Here is a 16,383-nt window from a genome sequence, read left to right as displayed (position 1 = left end):
AGACCGGCGGCCGAGGCCGATCCGTGGGCAGCTCCAGCACCTTGGGCAAAGGGTCAAAACGCTTTCGCCAATAGCGCATCTGGCTCTCCAGGAGCTCGCCTCGAAGCCGTTCCCGCTGCCACACCGCGTAGTCGGCGTATTGGATCGGCAACGTTGCCAGTCGAGCCGCCGTAGGCCCACCCCCCGCCTCCATCGCGCGGTACAGCTCCATCGTCTCCTGCACCAGCAGACCGAGGGACGCGCCGTCGGCGGCGATGTGGTGGACGGTGAGCAGGAGGCCGTGACACTGCGGTGCCAGCCCCAGCCGTACCAGCAGACAGCGCATCACCGGTCCCTTCTCCAGGTCGAAGGGGCGAGCCGCCTCCCGGTCCGCCAGACGCTGGAGCTCGGTTTCGGCGGCAGCGGCGGGCAAGAGCTGAAGATCCACTACCGTAAGCGCCTGCGGCACCTCCTCCAGGACTTCTTGCCTGGGACCCTGGGCGTCGCTTCGGTAGACCGTCCGCAGCACCTCGTGGCGGCGCCGGACTTGCTCCAACGCTGCTGCCAGCGGGGCCACCCGGAGCTCCCCCTCGAGCCTCAGGGCTACCGGTATGTTGTAAGTGGCGGCCTTCGGTGCCAGCCGGTGAAGGAACCACAGCCGCTCCTGGGCGAAGGAAAGGGACAGAGGGCGATGGCGGGAGGCTCGGGGGATGACCGGCGCCCCGTCGCGGGCCTCGCCAGCTAGGACTCTTGTCACCTCCCGGGCCAGACCGGCGATGGTCGGATCGTCGAACAACCGGCGCAGGGGAAGCTCCACTCCCCACCGTCCTTGGATACGGGCAGCCACCCGGGTGGTTTGGAGCGAATGACCGCCGAGAGAGAAGAAGGATTCCTCCACTCCGAGCTCGCTGGGATCCACTCCCAGCACTTGCGCCCAGATCTCCACCAGCTCGCTCTCCAGCGCGTCCCGCGGTCCAACCATCGCTCCGGCCGGTGATTCGGCTCCCGCCGCAACGCAGCGGCGGGCGAGCCCCGCGGGACCTTCAGGAGCCGCGAGGGCCTGCCGGTCCACCTTGCCACTGGGGGTCAGCGGCAGGGCATCGAGGCGGACGAAAGAGTCCGGCACCATATATTCCGGCAGCGACCGCCTCAGCAGCGCCCGCAGATCCCGGGGCTCCGCCGATCCTTGGAGGTAGGCCACCAGCAGGTGGCTGGCTCCCCGGTGCTGGAGCCGTACCACCGCCTCCTCCACCGCTGGATGGCGGCGCAGAGCGGCCTCGATCTCCCCCGGCTCGATGCGGTAGCCCCGGACCTTGACTTGATGATCCCAGCGCCCGAGGAATTGCAGCCGGCCATCGGCGAGATATCGGGCTCGGTCCCCCGTGCGGTAGAGGCGCCCCCCGGGACGGCTGGTGAAGGGGTCCGGGACGAAGCGCTCAGCGGTCAAGGCCGGACGTCCGGTGTAGCCGTGGGCGGGGGCCAAGCGTCCCAGCAGGAGCTCACCGTCGACGCCGATGGGCACCGGATCCAGGCGCCGTCCCCCCAACCGCACCGCCGCCGCTGCCACCGGCCGGCCGATGGACGGCAGCGTCGGCCAGCCCGCGGGCTCCGGGGACAGCGAGAGGGCGGTGACCACGTGGCTTTCCGACGGACCGTAGTGGTTGTGCAGTCGGCAGCACGGATGGCGGCGGAAGAAATCCCGCAAAGATTCGTCCACCTGCAGCTGCTCGCCGGCGGTGATCACATCCAGCAACGCCGGACAAATGAACCCGTCCGCCTCGGCGGCGGCGGACAGCTGCTGGAGCGCCACGAAGGGCAGAAAGAGACGCTCGACGCGATGCTCGCGCAGGTGGTGCAGCAGCGCCCGGGCGTCCCGGCGGGTCTCCTCGTCCACCAGCACCAGGGTCCCGCCGCCCCGGAAGGTGGAGAAAATCTCTTGGCAGTGGACGTCGAAGCTCACCGGCGCCAGCTGCAGCGTGCGCGCCGGTCCCGGGAGAGCCGACTCCTGCCATTCCATCAACGAAGCCAGCACCCGCTGGCCCAGCGCCACACCCTTAGGTCGGCCTGTGGACCCGGAAGTGAAGATGACGTAGCCGACCCCTTCTCGGGGCACGGAGCCCGCCGCCGGAGGCTTGGGGCTCGCCGCCTCCAGCTCGCCGCGGAGCTCCTCGAGGCGCAACAAGTCCAGCTCCCGGCGGCTGGCGAGGGGCTCCAGCGCCGCGCCGGAGGCTCCGCCGGTGATCACCTTTCGAAGCCCTGCATCGTCCACCATGGCGCCGAGACGCTCGGCGGGATAGGCCGCGTCCAGGGGCACATAGGCCGCTCCGCTCTTGAGCACGGCGAGAATCGCCACCACCAGCTCCGGGGAGCGCTCCAGGCAAAGGCCCACCAAGGCTCCCGGCACGACCCCCCGGCGGCGCAGGACCCGGGCCAGACGGTTGGCCTGAGCCTCCACCTGCCGATATGTAAGCTCGACGGTGCCGTGGAGCACCGCCGCGGTGTCTCCGTGGGCGGCGGCGGAATGTTCGAAGATCTGGTGCAGCCGCGGAAGCTCCGGTGCTTCGGAGGGCGCCTCGGTGGGCCCTCGGCTCCATTCCCTCAGCTGCTGGGCCTCCGCCGGCGACAGCAGCGGCAACTCCCCCAGCCGCCGTGCCGGATTCTCCACCCCCGCGGCCAATAGTGTCTCCAACTGCCCTACCAGCCGCAGCATGCGGGTGCCGTCAAAGAGGTCCTCGGCGTACTCCAGAGCTCCGCCCAGCGCCCCGTCCTCCTCCCCCAGGAAGAGCGTCAGGTCAAATTTCGTCGTACCGGTTTCGGCATCCGCCCGGGCGAGGGTCAGCTCCGGCAGCCGGAGCGCCGGCACCGGTGCGTTCTGCATGGCGAAGAGCACCTGAACCAGGGGCGGCCGGGAGGGCTCCCGTTCCGGCTGCAGCTCCTCCACCAGACGCTCGAAGGGGAGTTCCTGGTGCGACAGGGCGTCCACCAAGGTCTCGCGAGCCCGTGCGACGAGGTCTTCGAAGCGGGGATCGCCGCCGAGGTCCGTGGGCAAGACCAGGGTGTTGACGAACAATCCCACCAGCGGCTCCAGCTCGCTGCGGGTGCGCCCCGCCACCGGGGATCCCAGGAGAAAGCGCCGCTGACCCGAGAGTCGTCCCAGCAGGGCCTGGAACGCCGCCAGCAGAACCATCACTAGGGTCGCCTCGGAATGCTGGGCCAGCTCCTTTAGAGCGCTCGCCTCGAACCGCCGGAAGCGGAAGGAGAGGGATCGGCCCCGCGAGCTCAGGTGAACCGGCCGGGGCCGATCCGACGGCAATTCCAAGACCTGGGGAAATCCCGCCAGCTGCCGGCGCCAAAAGCCCAGCTCCCCCGCCAGCCGCTCCCCGGACAGGCGCTGGCGCTGCCACAGGGCGAAGTCGGCGTATTGGAGCGCTAGGGGCTCGAGGGGCGGCCTCTTCCCCTCGCAGTGACTCCGGTAGAGGATCCCGAGCTCTTGCACCAGAATCCCGAAGGACCACAGGTCGGCGACGATGTGGTGCATGTTGAGGATCAGCCGATGATCTTTCGCGGCCAACCGCAGCAGGCGAAAACGCACCACCGGCCCGGTCTGCAGATCGAAGGCCCGGGTGGCCTCCTGCGAGATCAACTCTTCTCCGGCCCGCCGGCGGTCCGCCGGCGTCAGGCCGGTCAAGTCCACGGCGGTGACGGGCTGCGCCGGACACAATTGCACCACCTGGTACGGTACGCCGTCCCGCTGGGGAAAGACCGTCCGCAACACCTCGTGACGCTGCAGAACCATCCGCAGGGAGGCGGCGAGCAGCTCGGGGCGCAGGCGTCCCCGGAGGCGGATGACGTCCGGCAGGTTGTAGACGGCGGTCCCCGGCTGCCAACGGTCGAGAAACCACAGGCGTTCCTGGGCGAAGGAGAGCCGCACCGGCCCGGTCTCCGTCCGCCGCGGAATGGTGCTGGCGGCCCGATCCCCGCCGCGGCCCTTGAGCCGCTGCGCCAGCAGCTTGCGGCGCTTCTCCGACAGGGTGGCGCCGCGCCCGGATCGCGAACTCATGGGCGCCACCCCGAGGCGAGGATTGGGAACCGGAGCCTCATTCGTAACGCAGCACCTGGTTGGGGTCGATGCTCAGTACCCGCCGCGCCGGCACGTAGGTGGCCACCAGACCGACCACCAGGAAGAGCACGATCACCGTCCCGAAGGTCAGAGGATCGAAGGACTCGACGCCGTAGAGCACACTGGAGAGCAGGCGGGTGACCAGCACCGCCCCCACCATGCCCAACAGCAAGCCGCCGGCCAGCAGCGACAGGCCGAAGGTCATCACCATTCGCAGGACGCTGCCCCGGCGGGCCCCCAAGGCCATGCGGACGCCGATCTCCTGACGCCGCTGGACCACGATGTAGGAGAGGATGCCGTAGAGCCCGAGGAGAGCAAAGATCAGGGCCAGGGCGGTGTACATGCCCACCACCACCGCGTTCAGCCGCTGGCTCGACTCCTGATCGCTGAAGCGCTGGCGCAGGGTGACGATATCGAAGACCGGGGTCAGCGGATCCAGCGCCTGCAGCTCCTCGCGCACCATGGGAGTGACCACCTCCGGATCCATGGCGGTGCGCACCATCAACGTCGTGCTGGGCATGGGCAGCTGCTGGTGACTGAAGATCAGCTGGTGGTGGTCGTCGTCGAAGCGCCCCTGGAAACGGGCGTTACCGGTGACGCCGACCACGGTGTAGAGCGGCTCGTCGGGACGGCCCACCCGCCGGAGCTGCTTGTCCAGGGCATCGCCGTCGGGCCATAGAATCTGCGCCAGGGATTCAGTGATCATCACCACCCGAGGGGTCTCGGCGGTATCCGCTTTGTTGAAGGTACGGCCGCGCAGCAGCGGCAGCTCCATCACCTCTAGCGCTCCGTGGCTGATGACGTGGGCGTTAACCCGCACCGAGGCGTCCTCCTCCCCCGCCGACGACGGCTGCACGTCCATGAAACGGGTGCTGATACCAGGCACGTTGGGCCCCCAGAAGGCGACCCCTTCGATGCCCGGCAGCGCTTCCAGCCGATCGATCAGCTCACGCTCCGTGAGCAGGAGGTTGGAGGGATCCTGATAGCGCTCCGATTCGAACAGGATCTTCAGGGTCAGCATGTCGTCGGGATTGAAGCCCACGTCCGCCGAGCGCAGCTCCATGAAGCTGCGCAGCAGCAGTCCCGCCACCACCAGCAGCATGACCACCACCGAGACCTGGAACACCAGAAGCCCGTTGCGGGCGCGCCCCGAGTGGGTGCGGCCGCCCTCTTTGGCTCGGATCTGAGCGAGCGTGCCGCGAGCCTCCATGCGCAACACGCTGAGCGCCGGCGGCAGAGCGAAGAGAATACCGGTGAGCACGCTGGCGGCCACCGAGATCCACAGCACCGTCCCATCCAGGCTGACCTCGGCCATCGCTGGCAGATCCACCACGCTGGCCATCACTCGGGTGCCGACCACCGCCAGCAAGATGCCCAGCACCCCGCCGATGAGCGCCAGCATCAGCCCCTCCAGGAGAACGTTGGCGAAGAGGCGGCCCCGTCCGGCCCCCAGGGCGAGGTGTAGGTAGAGCTCCTTGCGCCGCTCCGCTTGCCGGGCCAGCAGCAGACTGGCGATATTGGCGCAGCCGAGGAGCAGGATCAAGGCCGCACCGGCGAGCAGAATGCGCATGCTGTCGGTGAGATTCTCGAAGATGAACTCACGCAGCGGCAACAGACGCGCGGTGTAGTCTTTGTTGCTGTCCGGGAAGTCTTGAGCCATCTGCGCCGCGATGGCCTTGACCTCCTCCTCTCCCTGCTCCAGGGTCACCCCGGGGGCCAGGCGGGCGAGACCGAACCAATAACGCAGCTCATTGCCCTCGTAGATCCCGGTGCCCTCCGGAAAGCTCTCCCCCGCCTGGGTGGCGGGCATCCACACATCCACCTCCCAAAGCTCTTCTCCAAAGTCTACGTAGCCCTCCGGCAAAACGCCGAGGACGGTGTACGGCTGGTCGTTGAACTGCAGGGTACGGCCGAGAATCTCCGGATCCTGCCCATAGCGCCGGGTCCACAGCTCGTAGCTCAGCAGGACCCGGGCGGCGCTGCCCGGGGCCCCGTCCTCGTCGGCGGAAAACAAACGGCCCAGCGCCGGCTCGATGCCCAGAAGCTTGAAATACTCCGAGGTCACATAGTTCACCCCCACCCGCTCGACGCCGTCGTCGCCGCCGAGGATGCGGTCCCGCCAGTTGAGCACCGGGACGAGGGCGTCGAAACGGGTCAACCGCTCTCGCCATTCCTGGATCTCGGCCCAGGAGAAGTCGTTGTCCTGGTCTTCGGGAATGTAAATCTGAGAGATGAGGACCAGGCGATCCCCTTCGTCGTAAGGCAAATCCTGGAACAGCACCGCCTTGGCGACGCTGAACACCGAGGCGTTACCGCCGATGCACAATGCCATGATCAACAGAATCAGGACAGTGAGTCCCGGACGGTGAGTCAGGGAACGTAGGGTCTGACGCAATCTCTGCTTCATCCTCTCCTCCGGTTCAACGCATCAAGCAACCACCGGACCGGGCGTCAACGCCTCAAGCGTCGGCGTAACAACTCCCGACGCCGATCCGACAGCTGGGATTTCTTCTGATCTCGGTGCTCCCGAACCTCTTCCAGACGACGCCGGGAGCCCTCTTCATCGGCCGTCTTCACCATCTCTGACTCGACTGCTGTCCCCGCGGCCACCTCGTCGGCGGCGGAGCCGAGGCTCAGGGAGCCGTCGCTGCGCTCGCGCTGGGAACGCATCTCCGGGGACAGCGGTGGCAGTTTCCGCAGGGTTCGCCGGGAGTCTTTGGCCGCCGAACCCAGAACTTCCAACAAGTCCTTTAGCACTATCTCCACATCCAGACCATCGAATCGTCCGGAATCGAAGGCCAGAATCACCTCCAGGCCTCGCGGCCGGGGAATCAGCGTCCAGGTAAAGTCGTAGGCTGCGGTCTTGCCGTCCCCCTCGAAGGGCAGCTCCCGAACCTCCAGGTCCGGCAGGGCGAGGGCGGGCAGCGGCACATCCTCGTAGATCACCAGCATCTGGAACGGCTCGGAAGCCCGGTTGCCGGCGAGGGCCGGCCGCAGGCCCTGAAGAACACCCTCGTAGGGCACCTCCTGGTCGGCGAAGGCCCAAGAGCTCGCCTTTTGCACCGCTTCCAGAGCGGCGCCGAAACTCATCTCCGGCCTCAGCCGCACCGCCAGGGGCAGGACGTTGACGAAGAAGCCCACCACCGCTTCCAGCTCCGGCCGCGAGCGGCCGCCGAAGAGGCTACCGACGGTCACCCACGAGCGGCCGGTGTACCGATGCACCAGCACCTGGATCGCCGCCAGGAGGGTCATGAAGAGGGTCGCCTGGTGCCTCCCCGCCAGGGAGTGAAGATCCCGGAGGATGTCGCCCCGGAGCCTTGCGCTCCGGCTTTCCTGCAACCCCCGCGCCCCGGCTCCGGCGGCTCCCGGAGATCGCCGGCGCGGCGGGGAAACCCAGGCCGGCGGCATGGCCGGAAGCAGCCGATGATGCCACTGCGCGAGGCGCTGCGCCATGGCTTCGGATCCCTGGCGATGCCGCTGCCAGACGGCGAAATCGGCGTATTGCACCGTCGGCGCCGGCAGCTGTGGTGGCAGGCCTTGCCGGCGCGAGCGGTAGAGCTCGCAGATCTCCCGCACCAGCACTGCCACCGACCAGGCATCGCCGGCGATGTGGTGGAAGCCGAAGCCGTAGACGTGATCCTCGGTGGAGCGCCGCAGCAGCAAGTGTCGGACCAGAACCCCTCCGTCGAGCACGAAGGGAAGGGCTTCCAGGCGCGCCAGCAGCCGCTGGGTCTCCGCTTCCCGGCCGGCGGCGCCGAGGCCGCCGAGGTCCACCACCGGCAGCGGCCACGGCGCCGGCGCATCGATCCTCTGGGCCGGGGGCTCGGTGCCGGTGAGGCGAGTGCGCAAGGCCTCGTGGCGCGCCCGCAGCCGATCCAGGGTCCAGTCCAGGGTCGCGGCGTCCAGCCGCCCCGCCATGGCGACCGCGAAGGCGACATTGAAGGCGGTGCTGCCGGGCTCCATTTGAGCCCACAGCCACATTCGCTCCTGGGCCGAGGACAGGGGCAGGGGGCGGTCCCGGGGCACTTTCTCCAGCGCCGGCTCGGCGACCTCCGCGCCGCGCAACTCTTCGATGCGGGCCGCCAGCGCCGCCGGCGTCGGAGCCGCGAAGAGCATTGCCGGCGAAAGCTCCAGCTGCAGATGATCCCGCAGCCGGGCCATCAGCCGTCCCGCCAGCAGCGACTGGCCGCCGAGGGCGAAGAAATCGTCCTGCACTCCCACCCGAGGCACGCTCAGCAGCTCGCTCCAGATCTCGGTGATCTGCCGTTCCAGACCGCTCCGTGGCACCGCGTAGGGCCGCCCTCCTCCCAAGCCGCGAACCCGGGGCAGGGCGTCCCGATCAACCTTGCCGTTGAGGGTCAGGGGCAGGCCGTCGACCACCGTCACCGCCCGGGGCACCATGTATTCCGGAAGCGTCTCTTCCAGCTTCCGGCGTAGCTCCTGCCCCCAGGTCAGGTCTCGGGCCGCGACGGTGGGATCGTTGGCCCAGGCGGTGTCGGTCCGAGGCGCCGGCGGGGCCGCAGGCTGGGGCTTCGGCGGCCGGGGAACGCCGGCGGGCACGAAGAGAGCATCGAAGCGCCCTTCCTCGGAGGCGCCCGGCCCCTCGCCGGAGTAGGGCCCACCGGTGTGGGCCTCGGCAGACCGGCTCTCTTCGGACCAGGACAGAAACGCCTGCCATTCCGCCGCCACCGCCCGCTCCCAGACCTCCTCCGGATCCCAGGCGGCCCGCTCCCGGCAGCGCTCCCCGACGCTGTGGCGCAGCTCCTCCAAAGGCCTGCGGGGCTCGCTGCCGCGCAACATCTCCACCGCCGTCACCGCCCTGGAAACGCGTCCGTTGGCGATGCCCGAGAGCTTCCATACCTGCCCCGGGCGGCCCTCCAGCAAGCCGCCCAGATCCTCCTCCCGGAGATCCTCCCGCCAGGGGGTCACGGCAATGGCCGGAGGGGCTGGATTCCCGATCCGCCGGTCCTCACCCCCGCCGAGAACGACGTCGTATCGGAAGCCGGTCATCTCGTTGCGGCAACGCCCCCGGCGCAGCTCAATGTACGGCGCGCCGTAGCCTTCCCGGGCCGCCAGGTGCCGAAAGTAGGCGGGATGGAAGCACAGCTCCTCCTCGGAGCGCACCCGCAGACGAACCTCTTGGCGCAGCCGCGCCGCGGACATCGCCGGGTCCCCCCGCTGCAGCAGCACGTCGGTGATGAATGGCTCGAGCAAGGGCAGGCTGCGCAGATCTCCGAGGAACCAGCTGCCGCCCGGCGTCAGGAAGGGCCGCAGGCTGCGCAGCACGGACTCCAGATACTCGATGCCCGGGAAGTACTGGGCCACGGAATTGAGGACGACGAGATCGAAGCGGTCGTCGGGCTGGAGCTTCTCCGCCAGCTCCGCCGCAGCGGACTGCAGGATCTCTACGGCCGGGAAGGACCCGCCGCCGAAGCGCCGGCGCAGGATAGCCACCGCCCGGGGCGAGGCATCCGTGGCCACGTAGCGCAGGCCGTGGGGCGCGTGCCGTTGCACCAGCCTTTCCACCAAGAGCCCCACGCCGCTGCCGATCTCGAGGATCCGCCGGGCGCCGAGACCGCGGATCCGTTCGACGGTGGTGCTCACCCACTCTTCCATCTCCGGAGCCGCGATGGTCTCGCCGGTGTAACTGTCCTTCCATCCGCGGATGTCCAGCGCTTCGTCACCGTCCTCGGGCTCGCCGTCGTAGGCCAGATCCCAGATCTCCCGCCAGTGGCCGGTACGCTCGGCGGCCAGGGAATCTTCGGAGGCCGGTTCCGGCCCCCCGTTCCGGGCGGGCACGACGTAGGCCGCCAGGCGCCGCTCCGCGTCTTCTCTGGCAGCCTCTCCACTCTGCACCGTCACCACCGCTTCCGCCACCCCCGGCAGAGAACGGAGGGCGACCTCGATCTCTCCCAGCTCGATGCGAAAGCCTTGCACCTTGACCTGGTGATCCCGGCGGCCGAGGAAGAGCAGCCGGCCGTCCCCCAGCGAGCGCGCCCGATCTCCGGTGCGATATAGCCGTTGTCCCGGGCGCGCAGCCCAGGGATGGGGGACGAAGCGCTCGGCGGTGAGTCCTGGGCGGTCCAGGTAGCCCCGCGCCAGACCGTCGCCACCGATGAGCAAATCCCCTTCCTGCTCCGGGGGCTGCCACTCTCCCCGGCCGTTCACCACCAGGAGCTCGGTACGGTCGATAGGATCCCCGATGGACACCGGCCCGCTCTCCTCCCGGACCCGTGCCACCGACGACCAGATGGTGGTCTCCGTGGGACCGTAGACATTCCATAGATCCCTGCCCAGGGGCAGCAAACGCTGCGCCAGATCCCGCGGTAGGGCCTCCCCGCCGCACACCATGCGCAGCGCCCGCCGGCCGCTCCACCCGGCGTCCAGGAGCAGCTTCCAGGTCGCCGGCGTGGCCTGCAGGACGGAGGCCTGAGCCGCGTCCAGAAGCCGCGCCAAGCGGGCTCCGTCGGAGGCTACGGAGCGCGGTGCGATGACCACCGTGGCGCCGCGGACGAGGGGCAGGAAAAGCTCCAATCCGGCGATGTCGAAGGAGATGGTGGTGACCGCCACCAGCACGTCCTGCGGCTCCAGTCCCGGCCGCTGCGCCATGGAGCGGAGAAAGTTGACCAGCGCCCGGTGCTCCACCTGCACGCCCTTGGGCTGGCCGGTGGAGCCGGAGGTAAAGATGACGTAGGCGAGACACCCCGCCTCGGGGTCCGGTAGAGGATCCCCTCCCCCGTCGCCGAGATCCGACGAAGCTGCCGGCGCCGGATCGAGAATCGGCAGCTCTGGGGCCACGGTGAAGGGCAGAGCCCGCCGCGAGAACACGGCCTTCACGCCGCCGGCCTCGACCATCCCCTGGAGCCGGCGGGCGGGGAATTGCGGATCCAGCGGAATGTAGGCCGCGCCGGCCCGCCATACCGCCAGCAGGGCGGCGACCATTTCCGGTCCCCGCTCCAGGTGCACCGCCACCCGATCCTCCACCCTCACCCCGGCGGCCCGGAGCCGGTGGGCGAGGATCTCCGACCAACGGTGGAGCTCGCCGTAGGAAACCGCCTCACCCTGGAAGCGCAGGCATGGGGCTTCGGGGGCCTCGCGGGCTCGCCGCGCGAAGAGCTCCGGCGTGGTGGCGGCGTCGAGGGATGGCTCGGGGCGCGGGGGCTCCACCGGAACGGCGTCCTGAGGAGCCGTTTCCCGGAGATCCGTTTCTTGGAGATCCCTGTCCCGGAGACCTGGGCCCCCGAGATCCGTTTTCTGGACATCCGGCCCGCTCATCCGGACCGCTCCGGCAGGGACTCCACCAGATCTTCCGTCGGGGCGGGCGCCAGCGGCGCTGGCTCGTCCTCCTCGAGGAGCGAATCCACTTCTTCGTCGCTCAGGCTCTCGATCTGCTCGATAATCCGGTCCTCCACCACCCCGGCCAGCTCGGCGACGGTGGGCGCCTCGAAGAGCCTGCGCAACTCGAGGTCGATGGCGAAAGTCTCCCGGATGCGGGAAAGAGCCTGGGTAGCCAGCAGGGAGTGGCCCCCGAGGTCGAAGAAGTCGTCGAAGACACCCACCCGTTGGATTCCGATGAGGCCGGCGAAGATCTCCGCCAATGCCTCCTCGGTCTCGTCCCGAGGAGCGGTGTACGGGCGGTCTCCGGCCTGGCCTTCGGCGCTCACCCGGGGCAGAGCCCGGCGGTTCACCTTGCCGTTGGGGGTCAGCGGCAACTCCTCCAGCACCGTCCAGGCGGTGGGCACGGCGTATGTCGGCAACCGCTCCTGCAAAAAGCCCCGGAGCTCCTCCACCGGTACCTCCCCCACGTCTCCGTAGAGCACGTAGGCCACCAGCTGCAGGGCGCCGGAAGTTTCCTTCTGAGCTGCTACCACCGCAGCTTCGAGGGCCGGGTGACGCTGCAGCTGGGCCTCCACCTCCCCCAACTCCAGCCGGTGACCGCGGATCTTGACCTGATGATCCACCCGCCCGAGGAAGCTCAGCCGGCCGTCCGGCAGGTGGCGGACCAGGTCGCCGGTGCGGTAGAGACGGCCGGCGGCGGCACCGGAGAAAGCGTCCGGCACGAAGACCTCCGCGGTGCGCTGGGGATCGTGCAGATAGCCGCCGCCGACTCCCTGCCCGCCCACCCACAGCTCTCCCACCACCCCCGGCGGAACGGGCCGGAACAGACGGTCCACCACGTAGAGCTGGGTATTGAGCACCGGGCGCCCGATGGAGATGGTCTTGACCACCGCGCCCTCGCCCGCCGGCACCGGGTAGTGGCTGACGTCGTCGGAGCATTCGGTGGGGCCATAGGCGTTGAGCAGGCGGATGGCGGGATAGGCCTCATACCAACGGGAGCACAGCTCCGGCGGCAACGCCTCGCCCGTGGGCACCAGCCAGCGCAGCGCCCGCAGCTCCGGGCGCTCGGCGCGACGGCCCAGCTCGTCGAGCAGCAGGCGCATCAGAGAGGGAACGGTCTCCAGGATGGTGACGTCGTCGGCGTCCACCCGCTGCACCAGCACCGCGGGATCGTGGGCTACCTCGTCGGGGTAGATCTCCACCCGTCCTCCCACCATCAGCGCCGCCAGCATCTGCCAGACGGAAATGTCGAAACACTGGGAGGCGGTTTGCGCCACCACGTCGTCCCCGGTCAGGCCGAGGTCACGGATCTTGGCGTGAAGGTGGTTGACCATCCCCCGTTGAGTGACCATCGCGCCCTTGGGGCGGCCAGTGGACCCGGAAGTGTAGATGACATAGGCCAGGTGCTCCGCTCCCCCCGCCGGCGCCGCACCGCCTCGCGGGGTCTCGGCGGCCTCGGCGGTGTCGAGGAGCTCCTCCAGCTTCACGGCCCGGGGAGCCGGATCCAGGATCTCGCCAGCTTCCTGCAGCAGCGGCAGCAGCTCGGCGGCGCACACCACCGTGGTGCATCCGCTCTCCTCCAACACCTGCGCCAGCCGCGGCGCCGGATGGCGGGGGTCCAGCGGCAGGTAGACGGCACCGGTGTGCAGCACCGCCAGCACCGCCGTCAGCAGCTCCAGGCTCCTCTCCGCCAACAGCGGCAACACCGTCCCCGGCCCGACGCCGCGCCCCTCCAGCCGGCGGGCCAACACAGAGGATCGCTGGAAGAGCTCGGCGTAGGTCAGGGAGCGGTCCCCGACGGCGGCGGCGCGCCGCTGTGGCCAGCGCTCCGCGGCGCTGCGGAAGAGTTGCGGGAACGGCCGGTCCAACGGCACCGCTGCGGCGCTGTCGTTCCACTCCCGCAGCACCTGGTGGCGCTCGCTCTGCGCCAGCAGCGGCAGGTTCCCGACGGCGCCCTCGGGGGCCGAAGCGAAACCTTCCAGCAGGGTTCGGAAGTGGCCCAGGAAGCGCATCATGAAGGCGGGATCGAAGAGCTCGAGGCTGAAGTGGGCGGCTCCTTCGATGACGTCACCGGCCTCGGTGAGCTCGAGGAAGAGCTCGAAGCGGGTGGTGCCGCTGTCGATGTCCAGCCGCTCCAGCACCAAGCCGGGGACCTCCACCTGGGCCACAGGTGCGGTCTGCAAGGCGAACATCACCTGGAAGAGGGGGGAACGGGTCAGGTCGCGCTCCGGATTGAGCTCCGCCACGAGCCGCTCGAAGGGCAGATCCTCGTGGGCAAAAGCGTCCAGCGAGCGCCCGCGAACATCCGCCAGCAGCTCCCGAACCGTGGCTTCCCGGCCTATGCCGAGACGCAGCACGAGGGTGTTGACGAAGAAGCCGATGAGCCCTTCCATCTCCGCCCGCGGCCGTCCGGCCACCGGCACCCCGACGTTGAGGTCGGAGGCGCCACTGTAGCGGTGCAGCAGCGTCGCAAAGGCCGCCAGCAGGGTCATGAAGAGGGTGCTTCCGGTGCGGCGGCTGAGGACCCGCAGCTCCTCGCTCAGCTCCGCGGGCAAGTGGAATCGCCGGGTGGCGCCCCGGTCACCGAAGCCGTCCCCCGTTCCGGAGCTACGGCGGGGCAGATCGAGGGCCGGCGGCGCTCCCTGCAGCTGTCCGCGCCAGAACTCCAGCTGACACTCCAGATGCTGCCCCCGGAGGAGCCGCCGTTGCCAGTGGGCGAAATCCGGGTACTGCACCGGCAGTGCCGGCAGCGGCGACGCCTCGCCGGCAGCGAAGGCCTCGGACAGCACCGCCAGCTCCTGGAGCAGTAGCGCCATGGACCAGGCGTCGGAGACGATGTGGTGCATGTTCAGGAGCAGCACGTGGCGCTCCCGATCCTGGCGCAGCAGAGCGCAACGCAGCAGCGGCGGCACCATTAGGTCGAAGGGGCACTGGGCGTCGGCGACGGCCAGGCGGTGGATCTCGCGGTCCGCCACCGGGGTGTCCAGGCCTTCCAGATCGACCACTGGCAGGGACAGCCCGAGGCCCTGATGTACGACCTGCCGAGGCTTGCCTTCTACCTGCCGGAAGGTGGTGCGCAAAGCCTGGTGGCGCTGCAGAATCTCCTGGAACACCCGGTGCCACAGGCGATGGTCGACGGCGCCGGTGAGGCGGATCGCCGCCGGCAGGTTGTAAGCGGCGCTGGTGGGATCGAGTTGCGCCAGGAACCACAGGCGCTCCTGGGCGAAGGAGAGCTCGGCCGGCGCCGTCGGCGGCAACGGCTCGATGGGCTCGACGGCGAAGGGCGAAGCCTCTCCCAACTGCTGATCCAGCTTCTTCGCCAGCGACCCCAGATCCGTCGCTTCGAACAGATCCCGCAGCGCCAGATCCACCCCCAGAGCCGCGCGCAGGCGCGACAGCACCCGGGTGGCGAGGAGGGAGTGACCGCCGAGATCGAAGAAGTCGTCCTCGACACCCACCTCCCGGATCCCCAGCACCTGTTGCCAGATCTCCGCCACCGCCCGCTCGGTACGGCTCCGCGGTGCCGTAAGGACCCTGGCTCCCGCTCCTTCCTCCGGCGCCGGCAGCGCCGCCACGTCGATCTTGCCGTTGGCGTTGAGGGGGAAGGCGGCGAGGGGCACGAAGAGCGACGGCACCATGTACTTGGGCAGGCGCTCGCCGAGGAAGTCCCGCAGCTCGTCGGCCCAAGCTCGGAGGTCGAAGCCGTCGGGAGCGGCGGCGACACCCTCCTCCGCCGCCGGCAGCACCGCCGCCGGCACCTCGGCGTAGGCCACCAGCTGCGCCACCGCCCGCTCCCGCCCCCGGTGCACCATCACCAGCGCCCGCTCCACTTGCGGATGCTCGTCCAGCGCCGCTTCCACTTCCCCCACCTCGATGCGGAAACCCCGCACCTTGACCTGATGATCCCGGCGGCCCAGGAAATCGATGCGGCCGTCGGGCTGGAAGCGCCCGAGATCGCCGGAAGCGTAGAGCCGGCCGCCAGCGGGGCCGCCCAAGGCATGGGGGACGAAGACCTCCGCCGTCCGCCGGGGATCCCGCAGATAGCCGCGGCCGACGCCGATGCCCCCGACATGGATCTCGCCGACCACGCCGACGGGCACCGGCCGACCCTGGGGATCGAGCAGGTGGAGAGCGAGATTGCGCAGCGGCCTGCCCACCGCCACCACCGCCCGTTCGGCGTCCCCGGGGCGCCGCAGGAATTCGACGCTGACGTCGTCGGAGCACTCCGCCGGTCCGTAGGCGTTGACCATCGGGATCCCCGGGTAGCGCCGCAGCCAGCGGCGGGCGAGGGCCGGCGGCAGCGCTTCGCCGGTGGGGATGATCCAGCGCAGGCGGTGGAGGGCCGGCGGCGTCCGGCGCGGATCCTGCTCCCGGGCTTCGATCTCGTCCATCACCGCCGCCAACAGCGACGGCACCAGCTCGAGCACCGTGATAGCCCTCGCCTCCACCTCCGCCAGCAGCTCGGTAGGATCACCGGCCACCGCGTCATCAACGATGTGCACCACCCCGCCCACCAGCAGCGCCGCAGTCAGCTGCCAGACCGAGATGTCGAAGCATTGAGAGGCGTTCTGGGCCACCACGTCCTCCGGCCCTAGGCCGAAGATCTCCACCATCATCCACAGATGATTGAGGAAGCCCGCCTGGTGGACCATCACCCCCTTGGGAACGCCGGTGGAGCCGGAAGTGAACAGGCAGTAGGCGAGGGCTTCGGAGCTCGCCAGGGAGCTCATCGGAGGCAGCGGCGCCACCGCTCTCGGCCCAGAGCCCGCCGGGGAGCGCTCCGCCAACAGCTCCCCGAGCTCCATCAGCCGCGGCAGGCTCTCGCTTCCCAGCTGCTCCACGGCGTCCCGGGCCAAGGGCACCAGCTCCTCCGTCACCAAGCACCAACCAACCCCCGAGCTCTCCAAGATCTGCCCCAGGCGGCGCTGGGGATGAGCGGGGTCCAG

At 69.6% G+C, this 16,383-nt stretch carries 4 protein-coding genes; all 4 read right to left on the bottom strand.

Going from position 1 to position 16,383, the window contains the following annotated elements; genetic code table 11:
- A partial coding sequence (locus SX243_19430) for an amino acid adenylation domain-containing protein (GenBank protein MDY7095154.1) occupies positions 1-4,039 on the bottom strand: 4,039 nt, incomplete at its 3' end.
- A 37-nt stretch (positions 4,040-4,076) separates the two neighbouring features.
- Positions 4,077-6,506, bottom strand: a complete 2,430-nt coding sequence (locus tag SX243_19425) for an ABC transporter permease (GenBank protein MDY7095153.1) — start codon at positions 6,504-6,506, stop codon at positions 4,077-4,079.
- A 44-nt stretch (positions 6,507-6,550) separates the two neighbouring features.
- Positions 6,551-11,266, bottom strand: coding sequence for an amino acid adenylation domain-containing protein (locus SX243_19420; protein ID MDY7095152.1), 4,716 nt, complete (start codon positions 11,264-11,266; stop codon positions 6,551-6,553).
- A 104-nt stretch (positions 11,267-11,370) separates the two neighbouring features.
- On the bottom strand, positions 11,371-16,383 hold a 5,013-nt coding region (locus SX243_19415; GenBank protein ID MDY7095151.1), incomplete at its 5' end, for an amino acid adenylation domain-containing protein.

The sequence above is a fragment of the Acidobacteriota bacterium genome (genome assembly GCA_034211275.1).
Lineage (GTDB): Bacteria > Acidobacteriota > Thermoanaerobaculia > Multivoradales > JAHZIX01 > JAGQSE01.
The sequence above is the reverse complement of the archived record's forward strand: the minus strand, read 5'-3'. Positions and strand labels throughout refer to the sequence as shown.

Bases quoted from the DNA above. Each gene is read 5' to 3' on its own strand.
- SX243_19425 (MDY7095153.1), bottom strand. From the start codon at position 6,506: ATGAAGCAGAGATTGCGTCAGACCCTACGTTCCCTGACTCACCGTCCG.